Genomic DNA, 25,690 nt, shown 5'->3' with positions numbered 1-25,690 from the left:
GATGCTCTTCGTCATCCTCGGCAGGAGGCCGAGGCTGACGCCATCCGGCAAGCAGGCCATCATGATCGTCTGATCAACGCCTAATCAGAATCACTTCCGCAGGGCTGGACCGGCTTCCTGCCGCCGTTATACGAAACGGCATAGCCTTCCTGCAAAAGATCGTGAGCCGGATTCCGTCCGTCCTTGGTTGTCACGTCGGCGAGGATACGGCCGAAATACTTGTCGCCGGAAATCCTGGTCAGCTCGATTTCGCCTGTCGCCGGCATGATTGCCTCCAGCGCTTCCTGAGCCTTCAGTGCTGCGGCGCGAACTTCCTCGCATTTCGAATGAAGTTCCGGCGCGTCGATGCCGCGCAGCCTGACATAGACCTCGATTGTCTGCTGCGGCCAAGGCATTGCTTCGACAAGAATGGTGTCACCATCGACCACCCGGATGATTTCGGCGGAGACGGGGCCGTCGATGGTTTCATGGACGGTCTGCGCCTTCGCCGATGTTGCCAGCGGCGAGGTAAGAAGAATCAGGGTGGGAATCAAGCGAGAGCGAAACATATCAGGAATTATTTCCTGATATCAGCGAAAGTCAATAGGAATATTTACCTTAGAAATCGATTGCCCGGCCGTTGATCTCCCAGTCGCCGAACCGTGACGGCTCGGCTCCACCGCGGCCGCCGATCTCCGGAGGCAGGTCCGGTGCGGCTTGCGTCCGGCGGCGTTCCTCGGCCTCGGCCAGTGCGCGTTTGGCGGCAGGCGACAACGGTTTGCGTGGCGCGCCCGAGCTGGTTGCCTCCTCGGGGCTTGCGCTATTGTCGTTATCCGCTGTCTGCATGGGGCTCTCCGGCCAGGAAATATTGAATTGGGTGGTCGAATTCCCAAATGATAGTGCGACGGGGTTCAAATAAAAAGGTTTGGACCCATGCTTTACGGAGATGACAGATGAACCTCATGCGCACTGCCATGTTGCTTGCCTTCATGACGGCCCTGTTCATGGGGGTCGGTTATCTCATCGGTGGCCAGGCCGGAATGATGATTGCTCTCGTCGTCGCTGCCGGCATGAACTTCTTTTCCTACTGGAATTCGGACCGTATGGTCCTGTCGACCTATCATGCCCAGGAGGTCGATGAGCGCGCTGCTCCCGAATTCTATGGCATTATTCGTGATCTGGCCCGGAACGCCGGCCTGCCGATGCCCCGTGTCTACCTCTATGACAGTCCGCAGCCGAACGCGTTTGCGACCGGGCGAAATCCTGAGAACGCTGCAGTTGCTGCCTCCACCGGCCTTCTGAATGCGTTGACGCCTGAGGAAGTCGCCGGCGTCATGGCGCATGAACTCGCCCATGTGCAGAACCGCGACACGCTGACGATGACGATTACGGCCACGCTTGCGGGCGCAATCTCCATGCTCGGCAATTTCGCGTTTTTCTTCAGCGGGCGCCGCGACAATAACAATCCGCTCGGATTTATCGGCGTGCTGGCTGCCATGATCGTCGCTCCGCTTGCCGCCATGCTGGTGCAGATGGCGATCAGCCGGACACGCGAATATTCGGCCGATCGGCGTGGCGCCGAGATCTGCGGCAATCCGCTCTGGCTCGCCTCGGCGCTGAACAAGATCGCCCGCAGCGCCGAGCATGTCCCGAACTATGATGCCGAGCGCAATCCGGCGACCGCGCATATGTTCATCATCAATCCGCTGTCCGGTGAGAATATGGACAATCTTTTCTCCACGCACCCGAACACGGAAAACCGCATCGCCGCGCTGCAGGAGATGGCGCGGGGCACGGGGGGCAGCCCGGCACCAATTTCCGACTTTGGGTCGACGCAGAGTGCAAGGGCTGCTAATCCGGGGCGCAAATCGCGCTCCGTGCCGGATACGGGTCTGGGTCGCGGTGGCTCGCAACCGCCCAAAGGACCCTGGTCTTGAGTTCAGACGAAAAGAAGAAGCCTTTTAGAAGTGGAAGCAGACGGCCGGACGGCGGATCGTCCAATAAGCGGCCGCAGGTCGCGATTGCCGATAAGCCGGGGCTTGCTGCAAGGGCTGCTGCGTCGAAGATCCTGGGCGCCGTCATCGATCGCAAGACGCCGCTCGATGGAATGCTCGATGCGGAAAGCGGCAATCCGGCCTACCGGGCGCTTGGCGAAAGCGACCGGGCGCTGGTGCGTGCGATCCTGAATTCGGCGCTACGGCATCTGCCGCGCATCGAGGCGGCCATCGATTCGCTTCTGGAAACGCCGCTTCCGGAGGGCGCTCGCGCGCTTCACCATGTTCTGGTCGTGGGCGCCGCGCAGATGCTCTATCTCGATGTGCCGGATCATTCCGCCGTCGATATCGCCGTCGAACAAGCCAACCAGGATCCGCGCAATCGCCGCTTTGCCAAGTTGGTCAATGCGCTGCTGCGGCGTATCGGCCGGGAGAAGCAGGCTATCCTTGAGCGTGTCGCCGACGTCCCGGCCATGCCGTCCTGGTTCCTTTCCCGGCTTCAAAAAGACTATGGCCGCGAGGCCGCGCTTGCGATTTCAGAGACACAGCTCGAACCCGCGGCGATCGATCTGACCGTCAAATCCGATCCGGAAGGATGGGCAGCAAGGCTGAACGGCGTCGTCCTGCCCACGGGCGGCATACGACTTGCCGCCTTTGAAGGCTCGGTTCCCTCGCTCGATGGGTTTTCCGAAGGAGAATGGTGGGTACAGGATGCGGCGGCCAGCATTCCAGCCAAGCTTTTCGGCTCGCTCTCGGGCAAGCGCGTCGTCGACCTCTGCGCAGCACCGGGCGGCAAGACCGCGCAGCTCGTACTTGCCGGTGGCGTCGTGACGGCGCTGGATCAATCGGCCAGCCGTCTGAAGCGCCTGTCCGGCAATCTGGCGCGCCTGGGCATGGAGGCGGAGACCGTCGTTGCAGATATGTCGAAATTCCAGCCCGCGGAGCTTTTCGATGCCGCGCTGCTGGACGCGCCATGCTCTTCGACAGGCACGACGAGACGCCATCCCGACGTTCTCTGGACCAAGGGGCCGGAGGATATCGCCAAGCTCGCAGCACTGCAGGAAAGGCTGCTTCGCCATGCGCTGACGCTGGTCAAGCCCGGCGGGACAGTGGTCTTTTCCAATTGCTCGCTCGACCCCGAAGAGGGCGAGCGGGTGGTCGAACGTCTATTGGCCGATACGCCTGATGTGGAGCGTGTGCCCATCGCATCGGGTGACTGGCCGGGTCTTGAAACCGCCATCACGCCTCTCGGCGAGTTTCGCACGACGCCGGTCATGCTGTCGCCGGGCAGTGGTTTTGCTTCGGGGTTGGACGGGTTCTTTGCCTCCGTGCTCCGTCGCAAGTCCCTGGGTGATTAGTTCATCCACAGCTCATCTGATCAGAATGGATCACTTAAGGATGAATTGACGCATTCGTAACCTCCTCTTAACCATTGAGGAGGGAGAATAAGCTAAAGCAAATATGCAATTTCCGGCAGGCGGTTGGTGAGTTTACACGTGCGGGAAGCATGGCGGCGGATGTCGCGCCGCGCGGCGTTGGCGCGTTTGCGCCTCACCCGCCACACAGTTCGTGTGCCGGAACGGCTGATTGTCGCTCCGACCGATCTCAGATCCATTGATCCCTACGTTGCCGCCGAACTCCTCAATGGCCGCATTCCCCTGGCCGGACGGGTGCTGGAAACCAACGGCAAATCTCCTTTTTCGCTCGAACTGCCGTCGCAGATGTTTGCGATCCGCCTGCACGCCTTTCACTGGCTCCGGCATATCAGGGCGGAGAAAACCGATCAGGCCTGTGCTGTGGCGCGAGCGATCGTCAATGACTGGATCGCCGTCCATGGCCGCCGCATTCAGGGAATTGCCTGGCATGCCGATACGGCCGCGCAGCGATTGATCGCATGGCTGTCGCACTCGCCTGTCGTCTTGCAGGGCACCGACAGCGGCTTCTACCGTCGCTTCATGCGCTCGCTCATTTTCCATGTTCGCTATCTCAGGCGCGTTGCGGCGACGGCGCCCGATGGCGAGGTGCGCTTTCGTGTCCGTATCGCGCTTGCGATGGCCTCGGTTGCCATGCCGGCGCGAAACGGCACGATCAAGCGCACCGGGCAGGCACTGGATAACGAGATCGATCGGCAGATTCTCGCGGATGGTGGCCATATCTCACGCAATCCGCGCGCAGCGCTGGAGCTGCTGCTCGACCTGCTGCCGCTCAGGCAGACCTACGTCAATCTCGGGCACGATGTGCCGGCACGGCTGATTGCCGGGATCGACCGCATGTATCCGGCGCTGCGCTTCTTTCGGCATCATGATGGCGATCTGGCGCTTTTCAACGGCGCGACCTCGACGCTTGCCAATGAGCTGATGTCGGTGCTGCGCTACGACGAGAGCGCCGGCCAGCCGTTCAAGGCATTGCCCCATACAAAGTATCAGCGGCTCGCCGCGGCCCAGACGCTGGTCATCATGGATACCGGCATTCCCTTTTCCACTGATCTCTCGCGAACGGCGCATGCCGGCTGCCTGTCCTTCGAGATGTCATCAGGCAAGCATCGCTTCATCATCAATTCGGGCTCGCCGAAATTTGCCGGCGATCGCTACGTGCAGATGGCCCGCGCCACCGCGGCGCATTCGACCGTTACCCTCAACGACACATCCTCAAGCTCTTTTTCGCGCTCGGGTTTCCTAGGGCCTGTGATGATGAGCGGCGTCCGCAATGTCCCGGTGGAACGCGTCGAGACCGAGGACGGGCGCGATTGCGTGAAGGCGTCGCATGACGGCTATCTCGCGGCCTTCGGCGTCTATCACGAACGTGAATTGACGCTAAATGCCAGCGGCTCGATCCTGACAGGTCGCGACCGTTTCTTCGTTCCTGAAGGCAAGAGCATGAAGGGGGAAAATCGCGCCTCGGCACGCTTTCATGTGCACCCCACGATCAGCCTGGTCCAGAACGAGACCGATTCCGCCATGCTGGTCGCTCCCGATGGCGAAACCTGGCTGTTTTCGGCGCCCGGTTGCGAGGTGCTGATTGGCGAAGATATCTTTTTCGCCGATGCATCAGGCGTGCGGGCGTCTGACCAGATCGAGGTCACGTTTTCGCTTTCCGACAAACCCGAAATCCGCTGGTTTTTATCCCGCCGTCAGGCTTGAGTGTTTCCTCCCCTGTAAAGCTGTGATAACGCGGCGCCATCAAGCTCCAGCGTCCCTGCCGGATGTCTCCCGCACGCCAAACCGGAGAAAGCTCATGGCCGTCGTTTCCAAGAAGATTCCCGCCCCCGATAAGGTCAAGGTCAAGACGGCGCTGCTGTCGGTTTCAGACAAGACCGGCATCGTCGAGCTGGCACGCGCGCTGACCGACCAGGGTGTCAGGCTGCTATCGACCGGCGGCACGCACAAGGCCATCGCAGCAGCCGGTCTTGCTGTAACCGATGTTTCCGATGTCACGGGCTTTCCTGAGATCATGGACGGCCGGGTCAAGACGCTGCACCCGGCGGTTCATGGCGGCCTGCTCGCGATCCGTGACGATGAAGAGCATCAGGCGGCAATGAAGGCGCATGGCATCGAGGGGATCGATCTCGTCGTCGTCAATCTCTATCCCTTCGAGGATGTGCGAGCTGCCGGCGGCGATTATCCGACGACAGTCGAAAACATCGATATCGGCGGTCCGGCGATGATCCGCGCCTCGGCCAAGAACCACGCTTATGTAACGATCCTGACCGATCCGGCAGATTATGCGGAGCTGCTGTCGCAGCTGTCTTCCGACAATGGCCAGACGATCTATTCCTTCCGCCAGCGCATGGCCGCCAAGGCCTTTGCCCGCACCGCAGCCTACGATGCGATGATCTCCAACTGGTTTGCGGATGCGCTCGATATCGCCACGCCACGCCACCGTGTCATCGGCGGCGTGCTTCGCGAGGAAATGCGCTACGGCGAGAACCCGCACCAGAAGGCTGCCTTCTATGTCACCGGCGAGAACCGGCCCGGCGTATCGACGGCAACGCTGCTGCAGGGCAAGCAGCTTTCCTACAACAATATCAACGACACGGATGCCGCTTACGAGCTGGTTGCCGAGTTCTTGCCCGAAAAGGGGCCGGCCTGCGCCATCATCAAGCATGCCAACCCTTGCGGCGTTGCCACCGGCCCAAGCCTTGTCGAGGCCTACAAGCGGGCGCTGGCTTGCGATCCGGTCTCGGCCTTCGGCGGCATCATTGCGCTGAACCAGATCCTGGATGCAGCGACGGCCGAAGAGATCGTCAAGCTCTTCACCGAAGTCATCATCGCCCCTGAGGTGACCGAGGAAGCAAAGGCGATCATCGCCGCCAAGCCGAACCTGCGTCTTCTCTCGGTCGGCGCCCTGCCCGATCCACGCACACCCGGCATCACGGCAAAGACCGTCTCCGGCGGGTTGCTGGTCCAGGGTCGCGACAATGCGCTGGTCGAGGACATGGAACTCAAGGTCGTGACCAAGCGTGCGCCGACCGCGCAGGAGCTTGAGGACATGAAGTTCGCCTTCCGCGTCGCCAAGCATGTGAAGTCCAATGCTGTCGTCTATGCCAAGGACGGCCAGACGGCGGGCATCGGTGCCGGCCAGATGAGCCGTGTCGACTCCGCCCGTATCGCGGCGCTCAAGGCCGAGGAAGCCGCAAAGGCCATGGGTCTCGCCGAGCCGCTGACTCGCGGTTCAGCCGTCGCCTCCGAGGCGTTCCTGCCGTTTGCGGACGGTTTGCTGTCTGCCATCGCGGCAGGCGCGACCGCGGTCATCCAGCCGGGCGGCTCGATGCGCGATGAGGAGGTGATCGCGGCCGCGAACGAGCACAATGTCGCGATGGTCTTCACCGGCATCAGGCATTTCCGCCACTAAGGGATATCCTTTCTCTCAGATCGGATATCCCGTACGGGTGCTGTGAACTGTCGCAGATCCGTAAAAAAATTGTTGCAAGGGGCTGCTACCACCATCTCGCCGGCACAGAGGGCGTGCCGGCGACGAGGGAAGGTGGTGGAGATGCAGGCAATCCTGGTTTCGCTGGACAGGAGATGGAAGCGCGGTAAGGGTGGTTTTGCACCTTTTCACTGGAAGATCTGTTTGTTCATGACAGCCAATATCGTGCTGTTGTCGGCTCTTCTGCTGGATGCTCCCGTCGGTGCCAACGCCAAGAACCTTGCTCCGCCAATCCATTTCTTCGCAAAGCTTCTCACCAATTTCGGCGAGTCCGGCTGGTTAATCATCGTCAGCGCCTTCCTGTTTTTCGAGGGCCTTGCCGGCAGCCGGCTGCTGCGCTCGGCGCGCTGCCGTTGCCAGGCGGTACAGTTCAGCCGCATCGGCGGCTATCTGCTCGTCTCCATCGCTCTTTCAGGCATTCTCGTGAATATCCTGAAGCGCATCATCGGGCGCGCGCGGCCCATGCATTATGATGATTGGGGCATCCTCGGCTTCTCGCCTTTCAATGGCCATGCCAGCTTCGAGAGTTTTCCGTCCGGTCATGCCACGACGATCGGCGCCTTCTTTGCAGCACTTGCCTTTCTCTCCCCGCGCTATCGTTTCGTCTTTGCGGCCTGTGCCATCTGGCTTGCCGCCACGCGCGTCATGATCGGTGCGCATTATCCGAGCGATGTCATCGCCGGCCTTGCGCTCGGCGCCTGGTTCTCCTTCATGCTGGCGATCGTCTATTCCCGCTATGGCTTGCTCTTCAGGATCGGCGAGAATGGCTGGCCCGTGCCGCGCCTGCCGATCATCCGCTCGACATCGGCAAATGAAAACCCGGCGCCCTGAGGCACCGGGTTCGTCACGCGACGGCTGGGGGTGGTCAGTCCATCGCGTTGATGTCGCGATCCTTTGTCTCCGGTAGGAACAGCATGCCGATGACAAGCGTGATTGCGGCAAAGACGATCGGATACCAGAGGCCGTAATACATATCGCCCTTGGCCGCGCTCATCGCGAAGGCCATGGCGGGCAGCAGGCCGCCGAACCAGCCGTTGCCGATGTGGTAGGGCAGCGACATGCCGCTGTAGCGGATGCGTGTCGGGAAGAGCTCGACGAGCAGGGCTGCGATCGGGCCGTAAACCATCGTCACATAGATGACGAGAACCGTCAGGATGGCGATCGTGCCGAACCAGTTGACCGCTGCCGGATCGGCGACCATGGCGAACGCGCCGCCGTTTGCGATCGTATAGACCGGCATTTCGGTCAGGCCGTTGGTTTCTTCCTTGGTGATCAGCTTGTCGGCGACGAGCTTGTCGACCGGCACCATCGCCTTGTCCCCGCCTCTGACCGCGTCTGCATTAAGGCTGAGTTCGGGATTGGCGTTGATGAAGCCGTCGAGCTTGATGTCAGGCACCTTGATGGCGCCGCGGACCAGCGGATAGCCACCGTCATGCAGCGCCACGTTGATGCCTTTCTCGAAGGCGCTGTTCAGTGACTTCGCCTTGTCGCCGGCGGCAACCGCGTCATAGCTCGGCACCGTCTCGTTGCCGATCTTGACCGAAGCAGCCTGTCCCGGTGCTCCCGCCACGATGTCGTAGGGCACCGAGTTCTTGGTCAGGAAGGCGGTCGCCACATCGCAGGAGCTGGTGAATTTCGACGTGCCTGTCGGGTTGAACTGGAACTTGCAATCGGCGGGATCGGCGGTGACGGTCGCGCGGACAGTCGCCTGGGCCTGGGCAAGAGCAGGATTGGCCGTCCAGGTCATTGCCTTGAACAGCGGGAAGTAGGTCAGCACGGCAAGCAGCAATCCGAGCATGAGGATCGGCTTGCGGCCGACGCGGTCGGATAGCCAGCCGAAGAACACAAAGAAGCTCGTCCCGATGAGAAGAGCGACTGCGACCATGATGTTGGCAGCCCGAAACTCCACCTTGAGCACGTTCTGCAGGAAGAACAGGGCGTAGAACTGGCCGCAGTACCAGACAACCGCCTGGCCCATGGTCGCGCCGAAGAGCGCAAGAAGCGCGATCTTGGCGTTCTTCCAGGTTCCGAATGCTTCAGTGAGAGGAGCCTTCGAGCCCTTGCCCTCCGCCTTCATGCGCTGGAAGACCGGCGACTCGTTCATCCGCATGCGGATCCAGACCGAAATACCCAGCAATACGAAGGAGACGAGGAACGGAATGCGCCATCCCCAGGCACCGAAATCCTCCTTGCTCATGAAGCCTTGAACGACAAGGATGACAATGAGCGACAGGAACAGACCAAGCGTTGCCGTCGTCTGTATCCAGGAGGTGAAGTAGCCGCGCCTTCCCTGAGGGGCATGTTCGGCGACATAGGTCGCAGCACCGCCATATTCGCCGCCGAGTGCCAGACCCTGCAGCAGGCGCAGCGCAATCAGGATGACCGGTGCGGCAAAGCCGATAGAGCTCGCTCCGGGCAGCAGACCGACCAGAAAGGTCGACAGACCCATGATCATTATGGTGATGAGGAACGTATATTTGCGGCCGACGAGATCGCCGAGCCGGCCGAAGACAAGCGCGCCGAAGGGACGAACCAGAAAGCCGGCCGCGAAAGCCAGCAGCGCGAAGATGTTGCGTGTCGTTTCGGGATACTGGGTGAAGAAGGTCGCGCCGATATAGCTGGCGAGCGAACCGTAGAGATAGAAGTCATACCATTCGAAAACGGTACCGAGTGAAGAGGCAAAGATGACCTTCTTCTCCTCGCCCGTCATGGGGCCGGCCTTGGGGCGGCCCACGCTTGCAACATTCGCCATTTTCTGTCCTCCAACAGAGTGTGTCCAAGCGCGTCTGACCCAACTCTCCTCCGGGTTGCCGAACAGGCGCGACGCACTTGCGTTGACTGTGACAGAAAAGCGCAGTCAGACAGAGAGATGCTTTCGGCTTATGACTTTAGTCTAAGTCCGCGTTCGCACGACGGAATCCGCCTGCGTTTTGAGATTTCAAGCTGGAGAGCCCACGCGAATGCGGAACCTCACTTTTATTTAAATTCTGTGGCTCCGCATTCGCGTGGCCTTCGGCGTTCTTTCGGGGCATCCCTCCCCTACAGGTGATCACCTCGCCTCGCTGCGTAGCTGCATTTGCGATTTCCTTTCGGGAAATCCTGCTACTTGCACGGCTTAACCGAACCGGGCACGGCTGCCCGGGGGAGGCTTGATAGGAGCCATTTGTCTTTCGACGGGCGCTCCATGGCTTTCACCTCTTCCGCCCTTCCCGCACGTTACGGGTCAGACGAAAGCGCCGGCTCCCGCCTGCCCGCGAACGTCTCGCGAAACACTCCGGCGACGGAAGCGGGAGGATTGTAGGCATGGTTTTGGGTAAGGGGGAAAATTGGAGGGGGATTTTTTATTCGCCGGACCGCGCGTCATCCGCGACTGTGGCGATCAGGAGCGGCAAGCGCCTTCCCGTTGTTTGTGGAATCCAGCCCACCGACAAATCTCCTCTTGGGAAAATCCGGGCGAAGCAAAGGGATTTTGGGCTACGAGGTCAATGAAGCAAATGCGTCCTTATGACAGCGGCTTGCCCTTGTGATCGTGCTCTGCATCCTCGCGGATTGCCTCCTGGTGATACCAGCAGTTCTCGAGCGCCGCATAGCAGATATCGGAGGGGTCGAGTTCGACGGGCGGGGCGGCGTTTGCCGTAAGTCCGTTCTGACGGATTGGCCTCTTCGGAAACTGATAGATCTTCGCCGATTCGCGATGGAACTGCGTCGTCATCATGTCACCTCCTTGGTGTGGCGCCGAAGCGCCGGGATGAGAATATAGCAGATCTGCATCTTGTTTGCGCGAAATGCTGCAAATATCGGCAATATTTGTCGGAAATCTGAGCATGCCGCGTTTCAGAGGGCGACGATCGATTCTTCTCGGTCCGTTTCTGCCTCTTTTTTCTGCATCCGATTCATTGTTCGGCAGATAGCTTAACGTCTCAGAAATGGCTTAAGTTTCGGTGGATGCTAATACAATCCGCTAATGCCCACGGAATGAACAGATCGGGAATCGGCTTTACTCCGCGAATTTTTTGCATCGTGGTCTGCAATTGGCACGCAAAATGCTTCTCCTTTTCCGGCCCCTGATGACGCAGGTTTCTGGCCAGACATCAGGATTGCTCGCTCCCGGCAGCAACACGTTATGAGAGACACGCAATGACAAAGTATAAGCTTGAGTACATCTGGCTCGATGGTTACACCCCGGTTCAGAGCCTCCGCGGCAAGACGCAGATCAAGGAATTCGACGCTTTCCCGACGCTCGAACAGCTCCCGCTCTGGGGCTTCGACGGCTCGTCGACCGAGCAGGCCGAAGGCCGCAGCTCGGATTGCGTACTGAAGCCGGTTGCCGTCTTCCCGGACAGCGAGCGCAAGAACGGCGTTCTCGTCATGTGCGAAGTCATGATGCCCGACGGCAAGACGCCGCATCCGTCGAACAAGCGCGCCACGATCCTCGACGACGAAGGCGCCTGGTTCGGCTTCGAGCAGGAATACTTCTTCTACAAGGACGGTCGTCCGCTCGGCTTCCCGGAAGCCGGCTATCCGGCTCCGCAGGGCCCGTACTACACCGGCGTCGGCTATAGCAATGTCGGCTCGGTTGCCCGCGAAATCGTTGAAAAGCACCTCGACATCTGCCTCGCCGCCGGCATCAACCACGAAGGCATCAATGCCGAAGTGGCAAAGGGTCAGTGGGAATTCCAGGTATTCGGCAAGGGCTCCAAGCGCGCTGCCGACGAAGTCTGGATGGCTCGCTACCTGATGCTCCGCCTTTGCGAAAAGTACGGCATCGACATCGAATGGCATTGCAAGCCGCTCGGCGACACCGACTGGAACGGCTCGGGCATGCACTGCAACTTCTCGACGACCTACATGCGCGAAGTCGGCGGCAAGGAATATTTCGAAGCCCTCATGGCTGAATTCGAAAAGAACCTGCATGACCACATCAACGTCTACGGCCCGGACAACCACCTGCGTCTGACCGGCAAGCACGAGACGGCTCCGTGGAACAAGTTCTCCTACGGCGTTGCCGACCGTGGAGCTTCGATCCGCGTTCCGCACTCCTTCGTCAACAATGGCTACAAGGGCTACCTCGAAGACCGTCGTCCGAACAGCCAAGGCAACCCCTACGAAATCGCTTCGCAGGTCCTCAAGACCATCGCTGCCGTCCCGACCGCAAAGTCGGCTGCTGCCTGATTTCCCAAGACTGACCACACGACGCAGGCCTCGTTGCCTGCGTCGTATTTTTTGGAGAGCTGACACTTTTGAATTGGGCTTAGTGCCAGCGACTGCCGGAAGCTTCTAAGCTTTATCGATCAGCTTTTTCACGATGGCCGTATCGGTAAATGTAAATTTCATTTGTGCGGCGTCTGGAACGCCGATGTCGACGAGGATCAGGTGACCCGCTCGCCCTGTAGAGGGCATCAGGGTGTCAAACTCAACGCGATTCCGATCGTAAGTAATATTCGAGATAATGAATGGTTCGTGGTCCACGCAGTCCCTACCCATGACTGTCAGGCGACCGTTCTCGATAGACACGTGATATTCAGAACGCGCGTCATCCTCACCAGCGTCTGACCCCCATCGTCCGAGCAGTGCCAATGGGAAGTTCATTGCGTAAATCTCGGCCAAGGACCCTCTCCAGCCCAATCAATTGTCGTCATCGGTGCATGTCGGCACAAAACTCTATTCTGCTTGATCTTTTAGTTCCCACAGCCCTTGGCTGTCGAGGCGCGGACCTGAGTGTTTTTCGACGATATCGATTCGCCGAATCCCTTCCTGCGACGGGCAAGAGGCAAAGGGTCTCCCTTGACTCTTTTCCAAAAAAAATGAATACCAACGCCGGAAAAGGAAGACGTTCCATGGTTCGCTTCGAACAGATCGGCATGAGCGATCACCCGGCATATTCTGCCCGGGGGAATTTCTGTTTTTCGGTTTCCTCCAAAACCAAGGCCAAAACGACGACGAAAACCGTCTGACGTCTCTGGCCTGCCGCTCTCTCCCCGGCTCGGCTGGGGACAGGAAGACGCGATCTTGTCGCGCCTTTCCCCCTCACCGACAAGAGGAGAGAAGAGAAAGAGAGCTTTAGAATGGGTTTCAAAGTTGCAATTGCGGGAGCGACCGGGAATGTCGGCCGCGAAATGCTCAATATCCTCGTCGAGCGCGGATTTCCCGTCGACGAAGTGGTGGCGCTCGCCTCCTCCCGCTCGCAGGGCGTTGAAGTCTCCTATGGCGACCGGACGCTGAAGGTCGCCAACCTGGAGAATTATGATTTCTCCGACACCGATATCTGCCTGATGTCGGCCGGCGGCGAGGTTTCCAAGAAGTGGTCGCCGAAGATCGGCGCGCAGGGCTGCGTCGTCATCGACAATTCCTCAGCCTGGCGCTACGACCAAGACGTGCCGCTGATCGTTCCGGAAGTGAACCCGGATGCCGTCACACAGTTCACCAAGCGCAACATCATTGCCAACCCGAATTGCTCGACCGCCCAGCTCGTGGTCGCACTAAAGCCGCTGCATGATTTCGCCAAGATCAAGCGCGTCGTCGTCTCGACCTACCAGTCTGTTTCGGGTGCCGGCAAGGAAGGCATGGACGAGCTGTTCAACCAGACGCGCGCCGTCTTTGTTGCCGATCCGATCGAGAACAAGAAGTTCACCAAGCGCATCGCCTTCAACGTGATCCCGCATATCGATAGCTTCATGGAAGACGGCTACACCAAGGAAGAATGGAAGGTACTGGCCGAGACCAAGAAGATGCTTGATCCGAAGATCAAGGTCACCTGCACGGCCGTGCGTGTTCCCGTCTTCATCGGCCATTCGGAATCGGTCAACATCGAGTTCGAAAACGAGATCACGGCCGACCAGGCTCGCGACATCCTGCGCGAAGCGCCGGGCTGCCTTGTCATCGACAAGCGCGAGAACGGCGGCTACATCACGCCTTACGAATCCGCCGGCGAGGATGCCACATACATCTCGCGTATCCGCGAGGATGCGACGGTCGAAAACGGCCTGAACATCTGGGTGGTTTCGGATAATCTGCGCAAGGGTGCTGCATTGAACGCAATCCAGATCGCTGAATTGCTGGTCAATCGTGGCCTGATCAAGCCGCGCAAGCAGGCCGCCTAAACGCCTCGGATCGGCGCCGAGTTGTCCGACAAATACGGTTTATAAACCATTACCTTATAAAAGCCCCGTTGTTTCGTTTTGAAGCAGCGGGGTTTTTGGATGCCGTTGTTGCCTTCGTGTTTCACGTCGGGTGCAAATGCGCGGTAGCTGAAACGTGATGATGACATAATTGCCTCCGGCTGGCATGGTCCGGGGAGGTTAGACAAAGATATGGGGACGTGGATGCGTATGGTGAAGTCTGGATGGTCGGCTCTTGCAGGGGTGTTGCTGCTTGCGGCGCCCGTCGCAGCGAACGCCGCCCAATGCGGTAACGGTCCGGCCGGCTTTCCGGCCTGGGTCGAGCAGTTCAAGCAGGAGGCAGCAGGCCAGGGTGTCAGCCGTTCGGTTCTCGATCGCGCCTTTGCCGATGTCCATTACAACGTTCCGACCATCCGCGCCGATCGCGGCCAGAAGAGCTTCAAGCTGTCCTTCGACGAATTCATGAAGAAGCGCGGCGGTCAGGCGGTTATCAACCGTGGCCGCGAGTACAAGCGCGCCAACGCAGCCTTGTTTGCCATGATCGAGCGAAAATACGGCGTTCCCGCCGGCCCGATCATCGCGATCTGGGGCATGGAGACTGGCTTCGGTGGCTTTATGGGCAACCAGCCGACGATATCGTCCGTTGCGACGCTGGCCTATGACTGCCGCCGCTCTCCCTATTTCACCGATCAGCTCTATGCAGCCCTGCAGCTCGTCGGCGAAGGCTACCTCAGCCCCAACGCCCGTGGCGCGACGCATGGCGAGATCGGCCAGACCCAGTTCATGCCGCGCAACGTCGTCAATTTCGGCGTCGATGCCGACGGCGATGGTCGAGTGGATCTTGTCGGCTCCAAGGCCGACGCACTGGCCTCCACGGGGAATTTCCTGCGGGGACACGGGTGGCGCCCCGGAGCCGGCTATCAGCAGGGCGAGCCCAACTTCGCCGCGATCGCCGGCTGGAATGACGCCATGGTCTACCAGCAGGCCCTCGCCTATATCGGCCAGCAGATCGACGGTCGCTAAGGCTACAGCCCTTCCGCTTTTCTTCGGATAGCGGAAGCGCGTCATCTCTTTGATTTGACGCAATTCCGGACGCAAAACCCTGTGACGCTTTTGCTGGAATTGCTCTGGGTCGTCAGGCCGGCCGCGAGCGGCGGCCTGCTTCCGGCGATGCGGATTGTACGCTGCCGCTGGAAACCCGGTTTCGGCCCGCTGCCTTTGCGGCGTAGAGGGCGAGATCGGCCCGTTTGACGAGATCTTCGAAATTGACCGATGCCGCGGAATGCGTGCGGCCGGCGCAGCCGAAGCTTGCGGTTACTTTCAGCTCTTCGCCGCTCGGCAGATTGAACGAGGCTGCCTCGACCGCTTCCCGTACCCTTTCGGCGACGCTTGCGGCTACCTCAGGCGTGCAGTCCGGCAGGAATGCCATGAATTCTTCGCCGCCATGCCGGACCAGCAGATCGAAGCCGCGGAAATTCTGCTTGGCGATATCGGCGACCTGCCTGAGGACGATGTCGCCCGCGTCATGGCCGTGGACGTCGTTGATCCGCTTGAAGTGGTCGAGGTCGAACAGTACCACCGAAAACCAGCGCGATCTGCTTGTCGCCTGGGTCACCAGCGCCTTGGCGGCAAATTCAAAGCCGCGGCGATTGTAGAGGCCGGTCAGCAGGTCCGTCTGCGCGGCATCGCGCAGTTCGCGGACCAGCGTCTCGCGCTCGCGGGTCAGCCTGTCTACCAGATTTATACCCTTGGCTGCGAGCCCGGCGATGATCGCGACCAGGATGAGGAGCGCGAGCGAGAGGCCGACAACAGCCATCATGTGGCGGTCGGACCGCGCCGACAGCGTCTGTCCCGTCGTCCGCAGATTGTCGGTCAGCAGCATGATCTTGCTACGAAGGAAGGACAGGCGCGTCTGCTGGGTCATGATCCAGCTGTCGCGCAGGCCGAGCGTCGGCTTCAGGGCGCCCGTCAGGATCGCGTGCGTGAAGATCTCGGCTGCCTGCTGGTCGGGCTGGCGCAGGAACCGCAGCACGTCGCGGATGACCGCCGATGATGTCCTAAACTGCAGACGATCCATTCCGGAGCGGCGCAGGATATCGCCCTGGACCAGCTGGTCATGGGACGTGGCGGAAAATTCCGATTGCGCCAGATAGCGGGTACCGAGGGCATTGACCACCATCTCGCCGTGGTAGGTCAGCAACATGCTGAGGAGGTCGCCGGATTTCCTCAGAAGCACGGGGTCATGGATGCGTGCGGAGAGCGAACCGCCAATGCCGAGCTGTTTGAGGGCCGCCCGGCGGTAGATATATTCGACATCGGACGCTTTGCCGTAGCGTCCGGCATCGACGGCGGCGCGCAATCCTATGATGCGGCTATAGGCCATCTTCAGCTGCGACAGCTCGTTCTTCAATCCGGGATTCCGCTGATCGCCCAACGGCAGACGCGTGAAGAATTTCCTGCGTCCGTTGTCCAGCGTCGTGCGTGCGTTCTGCATCGCCGACTGGGTTTGTGCGTCGGGTGATTCAAGGAAGCGCTGCGTCGCGTCCATCTCGTTGATGATCTCAGTCGAGGCGATGGCACCGGCCTGGGCCAGAAGATCGGCGATTTCCCGGTCGTTCTTCAGTTCGACGAATTGTTCGTAGGAGGAATGGATGAGCAGCAGCCCTTCCGCCATCATGAAAATGAACGGCAGCACGATCGCTGCGAGAACGACTTTCTTGATGGTTTCAAAATTCATCCAGAGCCCTTGCCGACAGAAATGGTCCCTTCCGCAACGTCATGCGGAGACTATCCGTTCGGCAAAATATAAAAATTCTCTTAAACAAGCCCTAAACGGGCAGGTCAGGTCGGATGAAATCGCCTGTATCGGGCTCCATGACCCAAAGTTCGCCCGTCGAAATATCGAACCAGGCGCCGTGAAGCTGCAGCGCGCCTTCTTTCTCGAGCTTTTCGATGTCGGGAAAGCTGCGAAGATTGTTGAGCGAATTGCGGATCGAGACGCGCTCCAGCGCCGTCTGGCGCTCGGCAGCCGTCATGACGTCGTTGCTCTGGATCTGCTCGGCGGCGGGCTTGACCAGCGACATCCAGCGACCGATGAAATCGCCGGGCGACAGCGGCTCGGCATCGGGATCAAGCGCCGCCTTGATGCCGCCGCAGCGGCCGTGGCCCATGACGACGATATCGGTCACCTTCAGCGCCAGCACCGCGAATTCGAGTGCGGCGGACGTCGAATGGAAATGGCCGTCCGGCTGGTAGGGCGGAACCATGTTGGCGACGTTGCGGATGACGAAGAGTTCGCCGGGGCCTGCGTCGAAGATGGTCTCCGGCGCCGAACGGGAGTCCGAACAGGCAATCACGAGGGTCTTCGGGCTCTGACCTTCTTCCGCAAGGCTGCGGTAGCGTTCGCGCTCATAGCGCCCGCTCATGAAGTTGCGATAACCGTTCAAAAGATAAGAAGGAAAACGCTGCATCATTTTCGATTACAGCGCCCTGCCTGCAATATCAACTGCTGCAGCGCAAAATGACTCTGGCAAGATCAGGTTCTTCGCCGTTGGGCCGGGTGCAGGAGCCTGCGCATCTGTACCATCGCCATCGGCGTCGACAGGCTGGAGGAGTCGGCTGCCAGGGTCAGCTCGTCGCTGCCGCGCTTCACCGCCCTTGCCAGAACCTCGTAGACGCTCGCCGTCGCCAGCTGTAGCGCCTTCTCCTCGTCGTTGCCGGAAAGCAGCCGGGACAGGAACACGGCCGAGAGAAGGTCGCCGAGGCCATTCGGTGCATTTTCGATGGCGCGATGCTCCGCCAAGAGGGCATTCTTGCCGCTGAGATAGAGGTTGCCGATGCCTCCCGTCATCATCGGCACAGCCGAGGTGACGAGCATGCGCGACGGGCCAAGCGCCAGGGCGGCTTCCATCACTGAATTGTTGTCGTCGAGCGGCGCGCCGGCCAGCCAGGCGAGTTCGTAGCGATTGGGTGTTGCCAGCGAGGCGAGCGGGATCAGATGGTCGCGGACGGCCTCAGCCGTCTGTTCGGCGACATAGAGGCCGCCCTTGTCGCCGATGACAGGGTCGCATGCGTAGAAGATATCAGGATTCTTCTCCCGCATCGCCGTCACCAGTCTTGCGACCGAGCGTGCCTGCGCGGCATTGGCGAAATAACCTGACAGAACCCCCCTGACTTCGGGCAGCCAGCGCGCCGAGATGATATCGTCGATCGCCTGGTCGAAATCGGCTTCCGGGAAGGTCAGGCGCGTCGACTTGCCATGGCCCGGATGCCAGGGAAGCACGATGGTCGGGAATGCCCAGACGGGATGGCCAAGCGTCTCAAGGGCAAAGACGGCTGACCGGTTGCCGACCGATCCTCTGACGACATGGCTGGAGATGACGATGATGGCTCCCGCCGCAATTTCCGACATGACACGTTCTTCCGATTTGCAATGGCCGTTGATGATATCTTTGCCGCCCGGCTGTCAACAGTGCTTCATGAAGCCATGAAAACCTCATTGGATCAAAGCCGTGTCCAATCTTTCTTCTTTTCACAAAGTATGGATAGAAATCGCATACTAATTCGGAGATTTCGTAAGATTCGATCCATTTTGACCGGCGACAAGATGCCTTAGATTCTTTGCAAGTGTTTCAATCAACCTTCTGCTAGCCTGAGCAAAAATTTTATATCCGGGAGGATTCGATGGGTGCCAGAAACAACCCAAAGCGGGAAAAACAGATCGAGGCTGCGCGCAAGATTGCTGCGGCTACGGGGGACAATCACCTCGATCCGGCGATCCTCTTTAGCCGGGCCAGCAATGACGACATGGAGCGTTATACGCCGGAAATGCTGGCGCTTGCAGCCGTCCATGCGGCACGCGAACTGGCTGCCTGGAGCGGCGATGCCCCGCGTGTGACCGTCGAGACCGTTCCCAATATCGAACCTCAAGGAATTGCCGTCTCAATCCTGTCGATTACCGACCGCAACATGCCGTTCCTTTACGAATCCATCATGGGCGAGGTCACGAGCACCTATCGCGATCTCCATATGGCCGTCCATCCGATCCTGGTCATCGAAGACGGCAAGCAACCGACGCTCTTCTCGGCCGAAGTTCCCAGCGATCCCGCGCGGCGTGTCAGCCACATACAATTGCATCTCGCTCCCCTCGGTGCGGGGCAGGCAGCGGAACTCGTGAAGCGCATAGAGACCGTGCTTGAACAGACGCACATGACCGTCTCCGACTGGAAGCCGATGCTCGCCAAGCTCGATACGGTCATCGAGGAACTATCGGCTCATGATGCCGGGCGCCGCAAGGCAGATCGCGATGAGGCGCTGGCCTTCCTTGCATGGCTGCGCGACGGCAATTTCACCTTCCTCGGCATGCGCGAATATGTCTATTCGGGCCGTGGCGCCGATGCGAAGGTCGAGCGCGACAAGGGTGCAGGGCTCGGCATTCTCTCCAATCCCGATGTTCGCGTGCTGCGCCAGGGCAAGGATGCCGTTACCACCACGCCGGAAATTCTCGCCTTCCTCGATGGTCCCGATTTCCTGATCGTCACCAAGGCCAATGTGAAGTCCATCGTTCATCGCCGCGCCTATATGGACTATGTCGGCGTCAAGCGCTTCGACGGCAACGGCAATGTCGTCGGCGAACTGCGCATCGTCGGCCTCTTCACCTCGACCGCCTATAGCAGTGCGGCTTCCGACATTCCGCTGCTGCGGGCCAAGGTCGAGAAGATCACCGATCATTTCGGCTTCGATCCGGCGGGCCATTCCGGGCGTATGCTGGCCAACACGCTGGAATCCTATCCGCGCGACGATCTTTTCCAGATCGACACCACCTTGCTTGCCGGCTTCTGCGAGCAGATCAACGATTTGACCGAGCGGCCGCGCGTGCGCGTCCTGCCGCGCATCGACCGGTTCGATCGCTTCGTTTCCGTCATCGTCTATGTCCCGCGCGAGGAATATGATTCCATCGTCCGCGAGCGGATCGGCAACTATCTGAAAACTATCTACGACGGTCGCGTTTCGGCTTACTATCCGGCCTTCCCGGAAGGCGGTGTCGCCCGTGTCCACTTCATCATCGGCCGTTCCTTCGGCAAGACTCCCCGCATCCCGCAGGCGAAGTTGGAGGAAGTGGTCCGCGCGATTACCGCGCGCTGGAGCGACCGCTTCGAGATGCTGGCCGGGCCCAAGGCGCCTCGTATTGCCGTGAGCCAGGCGTTCAAGGAAGCGTTCACGCCGGAAGAGGCGGTTGCCGACCTTCCCGATATTGTTGCGACGTCAGGCAAGGAGCCGATCCGCATTGCCTTCTATGTGCGCACGACGGACGAGATTGATATTCTTTCGCTGAAAATCTTTCATGGGCACGGCAATCTGGCGCTCTCGCGCCGCGTACCGCTTCTCGAAAACCTCGGCTTCAACGTTCTCGCCGAGCGGACCTTCGATATCGACGTGACTGACAAGGGTGGACGGACAAGCTCCATCGTCCTGCATGATATGGAACTCGAGGCTCGTAATGGCGCCGCCATCGATCTCGACAAGCACGGATCAGCGCTGGAAGAGGCCTTCCTGTCGGCCTTCGCCGGCACGATTGACAATGACGGCTTCAATCGCCTCATCATTTCGGCAGGCCTTTTGTCCCGCGAGGTCAACGTTCTTCGTGCCTATGCGCGTTATCTCCGGCAGGCCGGCATCGCCTATTCACAGGACTACATCGCGACGACGCTCGACAAATATCCCTCGATCGCCGCTTCGATCTTCCGGCTTTTCCGCGACACGCTCGATCCGAAGCTGGGTGAGAAGAGCCGCCTGAAGAAGCTCGCCGATCTCCATCAGGCGATCGAGGCGGAGCTTGTGAATGTTCCGAGCCTCGACGACGACCAGATCCTGCGGCGCTACGTCAATGCCGTGGATGCGACGCTACGCACCAACTATTTCCAGAAAGATCCGGATGGCATGCCGAAGGCGATGTTTGCCATCAAGCTCGATCCGAAGTTGCTCGACGGATTGCCGGAGCCGCGGCCCTTCCGCGAAATCTTCGTCTATGGCGTCGAGGTCGAGGGCGTGCACCTGCGCTTCGGCAAGGTCGCCCGCGGCGGATTGCGCTGGTCGGACCGCGCCGAGGACTACCGCACGGAAGTGCTTGGCCTCGTCAAGGCGCAGCAGGTCAAGAACGCCGTTATCGTGCCTGTTGGTGCCAAGGGTGGCTTCTATCCGAAGAAGCTGCCTGTCGGAGGCACGCGCGACGAGATTTTCAACACAGGTCGCGAAGCCTACAAGACCTATATCCGCACGCTGCTGTCGATCACCGACAATATTTCCGGTACCGACATCGTCGCGCCGCCGGATACGGTGCGAATTGATGGCGACGACCCCTATTTCGTCGTTGCCGCCGACAAGGGCACGGCGACCTTCTCGGATACCGCCAACGCGCTGGCTCAGGAAGCCGGATTCTGGCTGGACGATGCCTTCGCCTCGGGCGGCTCTGCCGGCTATGATCACAAGAAAATGGGCATCACGGCCCGTGGCGCCTGGGAAACGGTGAAGCGCCATTTCCGCGAAATGGATATCGACATCCAGACGACGTCCTTCAATGTCGTCGGCGTCGGCGACATGTCGGGCGACGTTTTCGGCAACGGCATGCTGCTGTCGCCGAAGATCCGGCTGATCGCCGCCTTCGACCACAGGGATATCTTCATCGATCCCAATCCGGACATGGAGAAGACGCTCGCCGAGCGTCAGCGGCTCTTCGACCTGCCGCGCTCGAGCTGGCAGGATTTCGACAAGAGCGTCCTTTCCGAAGGCGCAATGATTATCCCGCGCTCCGCCAAGTCCGTCACGCTGACGCCGGAAGCGGCGGCCGCAATCGATATCGGCAAGAAGGTCGCAACGCCCTTCGAGATCATGACGGCGATCCTAAAGGCTCCCGTCGATCTTCTCTGGTTCGGCGGCATCGGCACCTATGTAAAGGCGGCGGTTGAGACCGATTCCGATGTGGGCGACCGCACGAACGATCCGATCCGCATTACGGCAGACGATGTCCGGGCCAAGGTGATCGGCGAAGGCGCCAATCTCGGCGTGACGCAGAAGGGCCGCATTGCCTATGGCCTCAAGGGTGGCCGCTGCAATTCCGACGCGATCGACAATTCCGCCGGCGTCAACACATCCGACGTCGAGGTCAACATCAAGATCGCGCTGGCATCCGCCATGCATGACGGCCGGCTGACGCGCGCCAAGCGCGACCAGCTGCTTGCCTCGATGACGGATGAGGTCGCCAAGCTGGTGCTTCGCAACAACTACCTGCAATCGCTCGCGATTTCGCTGACGGAGCGCAAGGGGACGGCCAACGGGCTGGAGCTTTCCCGCTTCATGAGCGTGCTCGAGGGCGCCAAGCAGCTGAACCGCAAGGTCGAGACGCTGCCCGACGACCAGACCTTTACCGAGCGCTATGCCAACAATCGGCCGCTGACTCGCCCCGAGATCGGCGTGCTGCTCTCCTACGCCAAGATCGTGCTCTTCGATGCACTCGCCGCAAGCGAGTTGCCCGACGATCCCTATTTCGCTGACACGCTCTCCGACTACTTCCCGGTCAAGATGCAGCGCAGCCATGCGGCAGATATCAACGGCCATCGCCTGCGCCGCGAGATCATCGCAACGGCGCTGGCCAATGAGGCGATCAATCGCGGCGGCCCCGGCTTTGCCGTCGCCATGATGGATGCGACCGCCGCATCGGCTGCCGAAGTCGTCAAGGCGACCGTTCTCGCTCGTGACGGCTTCGACCTCAACCGGCTCTGGGCAGAACTGGACGCGCTCGACGGCACTGTGCCCGGCCAGGTGCAGAACCGCGCCTATGGCGAGCTCAGCCAGATCTACACGATCCTCACTCGCCTTATCCTGAAGACAGGCATGGCGAAGGGCGCGATGGAAGAAACCATTAGCCGGCTGCAGACGGCGCTGAAGAAGCTGCGGCCGCTCTTCCTTGCCAATATCCCGGCGGAATTTGCCAACGAGATCGCGGCCCGTCAGGCGGATTATCAGGCCAACGGTTTCCCCGAGACGCTTGCTGCCGAGATATCCGCCATCTACACGCTCGCCCTCGTGCCCGAGATCATGCAGATCGCCGAAAGCACCGGGGACAATCTGGCCCGGGCGGCGGAGAGCTATTTCACGGTGTCGCAGACATTCCGCGTCGGCCGGCTTCTGGTGTCCGGTAGCCGCATCGTCACCGGCGATCATTACGAAAGCCTGGCGCTTGCGCGCAGCATCGACCAGATCGCCAGCGCCCGCCGCGATATCGTCATCTCGGCGCTCAGCAACCATCCGAAAGAGAAGCAGCCGGTGCTCGCCTGGCATGCGGAAGACCGTATCCGCATCAACCGCATCATCGAGGAGCTCTCCGGCCTCAGCGAGAGCGGCGACCCCAATCTTGCGCGGATCACCGTTGCCGCCGGCCTGCTCACCGATCTTGCGCGCGACCGGGCGAGGTGACATGGTCCGCGCGGCTCATGCTTGAGGGCGGGATTTGGTGACCATCGATATCGGGAAGGAAGCGTCGGCAAAAGTGCCGGCGCGTGGCATCTGGGGCTGGATGTTTTTCGACTGGGCGGCGCAGCCGTTCTTCACTGTCGTCACCACCTTCATCTTCGGGCCCTATTTCGTGTCGCGGCTGACGGCGGACCCCGTTTCGGCGCAGACGACATGGAGCAACATGGCGACCATCTCCTCGGTCATCATCGCCGTGCTCTCTCCCGTCCTCGGTTCGATCGCCGATCAATCGGGTGCAAGAAAACCCTGGATCGGCTTCTTTGCCGTTATCAAGATCGCAAGCCTTTTTGCGCTCTGGGGTGCGGCACCCGGCTCGCCGGTCATCTATCCCGTCATTTTCATGATCCTTGCCTCGATCGCGGCTGAGTTCTCGATCGTCTTCAACGATTCCATGATGCCGCGGCTCGTGCCCAAGGATGATGTGGGCCGGCTTTCCAATACGGCCTGGGGGCTCGGCTACCTCGGCGGCATGATCGTGCTGATTGCTGTCGTGGCATTGCTCGCGGGCAATCCGCAGACAGGCAAGACTATCCTCGGGCTGACGCCCCTCTTCGGGCTCGATGCCAATCTCGGCGAGGATGCGCGCATCACCGGCCCGATCTCCGCCGTATGGTATTTCCTGTTCGTGCTGCCGATGTTCTTCTTCACGCCGGATGCGCCGCGCGGAAAGCCGTTTGGCGCCGCCGTACGCTCCGGCCTCCACGAGCTCAGGGCAACGCTTGGCGAACTCAGGCGCCGCCACGGCATCAGCCGCTTTCTGATTGCGCGGATGATCTATCAGGATGGGGTCAACGGTCTGCTGATCCTCGGCGGGACATTCGCGGCCGGCATGTTCGGCTGGGCGACGATAGAGATCGGCATTTACGGGATCATACTCAATGTGGTCGCGATCTTCGGTTGCCTGATCGCCGGACGCGTCGACCGCCATCTCGGTTCCAAGACGACTGTCGTCATCAGCCTTGTCATGCTGACCGTTGCAGCGGTCGGCATCATCTCGACTGGCCCCGGCTTCACGCTGTTCGGTCTGGTGCCGCTTTCGACTGCGGATTCCGGCGGTCTTTTCGGAACCGCGGCAGAAAAGGCCTATATCCTCTACGGGCTTCTGGTCGGCCTTGCCTTCGGGCCCGTGCAAGCCTCGTCGCGATCCTATCTGGCGCGCAGCGTCAGCCTCGATGAGGCCGGTCGTTATTTTGGCATCTATGCGCTGTCCGGCCGCGCCACCAGCTTCATGGCGACGCTGTTCTTCTCGCTCGTCACCTATTGGAGCGGGTCTGCAAGGCTCGGGATGGCGACGCTCATCCTGTTTCTGGCGGGCGGTCTTTTGCTGCTGCTTCCGACGCCCTACCCGGCCGATAAGGCGCTCTGAATATCCGGCCCGGATGCCTGAGGCGCGGGACAGGCCAGCCCGCAAGGCCTAGGGAAAAGACCAGGCCGAAGCGGGAAAAGACGATCGCCGTCGCATAGCCGAACCAGAAGCCGAGGGCCAGTCCGGCAATGACGTCGCTCGGATAGTGCACCCCGATGATGACCCTTGTTGCCGCAAGCCACAAAGCCAGGCCGATGAAGAGCGCCCTGAGACGCGGGAAAAGCAGTGCAAGCGCTGCAAAGAGCGCTCCCACGTGTGCCGAGTGCGCCGAGGGAAAGCTCTGGAACAGGAAATCACCATTGAAGGGGTGAAGGCTGAAAATGCCGTATTGGTCGTAGACCAGCGGCCGGGCGCGGCCGATCGCATATTTCAGGATATGGACTGATATGCTCGCCGACAGCACTGACATGGCGACATAGGCCGCCACCCGCTCGACATAGCTCAGCCGAAAGCGACGGCGGCCGTCGGAAAGTCGTGCCGCGGCAAAGACGCTTGCGGCTAGAACGGCGCTCACCATGACCAGCACCCAGACGAGTCGCCCGAGATCGGTCACGGCATTTGCAAGTGCTATCAGATGCGGCGGAAGGGTCTTTGCGCCCTGCCCGAGCGGCGCATCGAGGATGAAGAGGGCGATTGCCACGATGTTGATGGCGCTGAGCGTGTAGACGATCCAGGGGATCGGCCGGCGCAGGGTGCGGCGGACGGCATAGCGGCGCAACAGGGCCTGCCGGAAAGGGATCTTCTTTCTTGTGGGGGGAATGCTGGTGCTTTCTGCG

The 25,690-nt window shown here is 60.4% G+C and carries 19 protein-coding genes; 10 read left to right on the top strand and 9 right to left on the bottom strand.

Annotated features, from left to right (window positions below):
- Positions 1-80: 80 nt before the first annotated feature.
- A complete protein-coding gene (locus tag EV561_RS14105) occupies positions 81-548 on the bottom strand; it encodes a thermonuclease family protein (protein ID WP_132522445.1) in 468 nt (155 codons plus the stop codon).
- A 49-nt stretch (positions 549-597) separates the two neighbouring features.
- Positions 598-825: a DUF1674 domain-containing protein gene (locus EV561_RS14100; RefSeq protein ID WP_132522443.1), complete on the bottom strand. Its 228-nt coding sequence runs from the start codon at positions 823-825 to the stop codon at positions 598-600.
- A 107-nt stretch (positions 826-932) separates the two neighbouring features.
- On the opposite strand from EV561_RS14100, the gene htpX reads away from it, so the two are divergent.
- The 5 genes from htpX to lpxE all read left to right on the top strand — a co-directional run bounded on the left by htpX (position 933) and on the right by lpxE (position 7,733).
- Positions 933-1,916 (top strand): zinc metalloprotease HtpX, encoded by a 984-nt coding sequence (htpX, locus tag EV561_RS14095; protein WP_132522441.1) that lies wholly within the window; start codon positions 933-935, stop codon positions 1,914-1,916.
- Positions 1,907-3,331 (top strand): transcription antitermination factor NusB, encoded by a 1,425-nt coding sequence (locus EV561_RS14090; RefSeq protein ID WP_132522439.1) that lies wholly within the window; start codon positions 1,907-1,909, stop codon positions 3,329-3,331. Before htpX ends, EV561_RS14090 begins: the two co-directional genes overlap by 10 nt.
- Positions 3,332-3,490: 159 nt before the next feature.
- Entirely contained in the window at positions 3,491-5,113 is a 1,623-nt protein-coding gene (locus EV561_RS14085) for a heparinase II/III family protein (protein ID WP_132522437.1), read from the top strand.
- Positions 5,114-5,207: 94 nt separating this feature from the next.
- Positions 5,208-6,824 carry a bifunctional phosphoribosylaminoimidazolecarboxamide formyltransferase/IMP cyclohydrolase gene (gene purH, locus EV561_RS14080; protein ID WP_132522435.1) on the top strand — a complete coding sequence of 539 codons (1,617 nt, stop codon included), beginning with the start codon at positions 5,208-5,210 and terminating at the stop codon, positions 6,822-6,824.
- A 141-nt stretch (positions 6,825-6,965) separates the two neighbouring features.
- The gene (lpxE, locus tag EV561_RS14075) at positions 6,966-7,733 is read left to right on the top strand and encodes a lipid A 1-phosphatase LpxE (RefSeq protein ID WP_132522433.1); all 768 of its coding nucleotides are present in this window, start codon (positions 6,966-6,968) and stop codon (positions 7,731-7,733) included.
- A gap of 34 nt (positions 7,734-7,767) precedes the next feature.
- Here lpxE and EV561_RS14070 read toward each other — a convergent pair whose 3' ends face one another.
- On the bottom strand, positions 7,768-9,654 hold the full coding sequence (locus EV561_RS14070) for an MFS transporter (RefSeq protein ID WP_132522431.1): 1,887 nt from the start codon (positions 9,652-9,654) through the stop codon (positions 7,768-7,770).
- A 750-nt stretch (positions 9,655-10,404) separates the two neighbouring features.
- Positions 10,405-10,617 carry a DUF2735 domain-containing protein gene (locus EV561_RS14065; protein WP_245512663.1) on the bottom strand — a complete coding sequence of 71 codons (213 nt, stop codon included), beginning with the start codon at positions 10,615-10,617 and terminating at the stop codon, positions 10,405-10,407.
- Positions 10,618-11,039: 422 nt separating this feature from the next.
- Here EV561_RS14065 and EV561_RS14060 point away from each other — a divergent pair, with 422 nt between their 5' ends.
- Positions 11,040-12,074, top strand: coding sequence for a glutamine synthetase beta-grasp domain-containing protein (locus tag EV561_RS14060; RefSeq protein WP_132522429.1), 1,035 nt, complete (start codon positions 11,040-11,042; stop codon positions 12,072-12,074).
- Positions 12,075-12,179: 105 nt separating this feature from the next.
- Here the strand turns inward: EV561_RS14060 and EV561_RS14055 are convergent, their stop codons facing one another.
- Complete coding sequence (locus EV561_RS14055) at positions 12,180-12,509, bottom strand: hypothetical protein (RefSeq protein WP_132522427.1); 330 nt, start codon at positions 12,507-12,509, stop codon at positions 12,180-12,182.
- A gap of 458 nt (positions 12,510-12,967) precedes the next feature.
- Between EV561_RS14055 and EV561_RS14050 the strand changes: the two genes are divergently transcribed.
- Positions 12,968-14,002, top strand: coding sequence for an aspartate-semialdehyde dehydrogenase (locus EV561_RS14050; protein ID WP_132522425.1), 1,035 nt, complete (start codon positions 12,968-12,970; stop codon positions 14,000-14,002).
- A 222-nt stretch (positions 14,003-14,224) separates the two neighbouring features.
- Entirely contained in the window at positions 14,225-15,043 is an 819-nt protein-coding gene (locus EV561_RS14045) for a lytic murein transglycosylase (protein ID WP_132522423.1), read from the top strand.
- 112 nt (positions 15,044-15,155) lie between these two features.
- On the opposite strand, the gene EV561_RS14040 is transcribed toward EV561_RS14045, so the two are convergent.
- The 3 genes from EV561_RS14040 to pdxY all read right to left on the bottom strand — a co-directional run bounded on the left by EV561_RS14040 (position 15,156) and on the right by pdxY (position 18,431).
- Complete coding sequence (locus tag EV561_RS14040; protein ID WP_132522421.1) at positions 15,156-16,757, bottom strand: GGDEF domain-containing protein; 1,602 nt, start codon at positions 16,755-16,757, stop codon at positions 15,156-15,158.
- Positions 16,758-16,848: 91 nt separating this feature from the next.
- Positions 16,849-17,490: a carbonic anhydrase gene (locus EV561_RS14035; RefSeq protein WP_132522632.1), complete on the bottom strand. Its 642-nt coding sequence runs from the start codon at positions 17,488-17,490 to the stop codon at positions 16,849-16,851.
- Positions 17,491-17,555: 65 nt separating this feature from the next.
- Positions 17,556-18,431, bottom strand: coding sequence for a pyridoxal kinase PdxY (gene pdxY / locus EV561_RS14030; RefSeq protein ID WP_132522419.1), 876 nt, complete (start codon positions 18,429-18,431; stop codon positions 17,556-17,558).
- Between the two features lie 272 nt (positions 18,432-18,703).
- Here pdxY and EV561_RS14025 point away from each other — a divergent pair, with 272 nt between their 5' ends.
- Together EV561_RS14025 and EV561_RS14020 are read left to right on the top strand one after the other, a co-directional pair.
- Positions 18,704-23,491, top strand: a complete 4,788-nt coding sequence (locus EV561_RS14025; protein ID WP_132522417.1) for an NAD-glutamate dehydrogenase — start codon at positions 18,704-18,706, stop codon at positions 23,489-23,491.
- A 37-nt stretch (positions 23,492-23,528) separates the two neighbouring features.
- Positions 23,529-24,914 (top strand): MFS transporter, encoded by a 1,386-nt coding sequence (locus EV561_RS14020; protein WP_348633733.1) that lies wholly within the window; start codon positions 23,529-23,531, stop codon positions 24,912-24,914.
- On the opposite strand, the gene EV561_RS14015 is transcribed toward EV561_RS14020, so the two are convergent.
- On the bottom strand, positions 24,844-25,632 hold the full coding sequence (locus EV561_RS14015) for a phosphatase PAP2 family protein (RefSeq protein WP_245512662.1): 789 nt from the start codon (positions 25,630-25,632) through the stop codon (positions 24,844-24,846). The genes EV561_RS14020 and EV561_RS14015 overlap by 71 nt on opposite strands.
- Between the last annotated feature and the right edge of the window lie 58 nt (positions 25,633-25,690).

It is taken from the genome of Rhizobium sp. BK376, assembly GCF_004341625.1.
GTDB lineage: Bacteria > Pseudomonadota > Alphaproteobacteria > Rhizobiales > Rhizobiaceae > Rhizobium.
This window is presented reverse-complemented; position numbering and strand designations above follow the sequence as displayed.

Excerpts from the sequence above, each read along its gene's own strand:
- EV561_RS14105 (WP_132522445.1), bottom strand. The coding sequence starts at position 548 with ATGTTTCGCTCTCGCTTGATTCCCACCCTGATTCTTCTTACCTCGCCG.
- EV561_RS14100 (WP_132522443.1), bottom strand. The coding sequence starts at position 825 with ATGCAGACAGCGGATAACGACAATAGCGCAAGCCCCGAGGAGGCAACC.
- htpX (WP_132522441.1), top strand. The coding sequence starts at position 933 with ATGAACCTCATGCGCACTGCCATGTTGCTTGCCTTCATGACGGCCCTG.
- EV561_RS14085 (WP_132522437.1), top strand. The coding sequence starts at position 3,491 with ATGTCGCGCCGCGCGGCGTTGGCGCGTTTGCGCCTCACCCGCCACACA.
- purH (WP_132522435.1), top strand. The coding sequence starts at position 5,208 with ATGGCCGTCGTTTCCAAGAAGATTCCCGCCCCCGATAAGGTCAAGGTC.
- lpxE (WP_132522433.1), top strand. The coding sequence starts at position 6,966 with ATGCAGGCAATCCTGGTTTCGCTGGACAGGAGATGGAAGCGCGGTAAG.
- EV561_RS14070 (WP_132522431.1), bottom strand. The coding sequence starts at position 9,654 with ATGGCGAATGTTGCAAGCGTGGGCCGCCCCAAGGCCGGCCCCATGACG.
- EV561_RS14065 (WP_245512663.1), bottom strand. The coding sequence starts at position 10,617 with ATGATGACGACGCAGTTCCATCGCGAATCGGCGAAGATCTATCAGTTT.
- EV561_RS14060 (WP_132522429.1), top strand. The coding sequence starts at position 11,040 with ATGACAAAGTATAAGCTTGAGTACATCTGGCTCGATGGTTACACCCCG.
- EV561_RS14050 (WP_132522425.1), top strand. The coding sequence starts at position 12,968 with ATGGGTTTCAAAGTTGCAATTGCGGGAGCGACCGGGAATGTCGGCCGC.
- EV561_RS14045 (WP_132522423.1), top strand. The coding sequence starts at position 14,225 with ATGCGTATGGTGAAGTCTGGATGGTCGGCTCTTGCAGGGGTGTTGCTG.
- EV561_RS14040 (WP_132522421.1), bottom strand. The coding sequence starts at position 16,757 with ATGAATTTTGAAACCATCAAGAAAGTCGTTCTCGCAGCGATCGTGCTG.
- EV561_RS14035 (WP_132522632.1), bottom strand. The coding sequence starts at position 17,490 with ATGCAGCGTTTTCCTTCTTATCTTTTGAACGGTTATCGCAACTTCATG.
- pdxY (WP_132522419.1), bottom strand. The coding sequence starts at position 18,431 with ATGTCGGAAATTGCGGCGGGAGCCATCATCGTCATCTCCAGCCATGTC.
- EV561_RS14025 (WP_132522417.1), top strand. The coding sequence starts at position 18,704 with ATGGGTGCCAGAAACAACCCAAAGCGGGAAAAACAGATCGAGGCTGCG.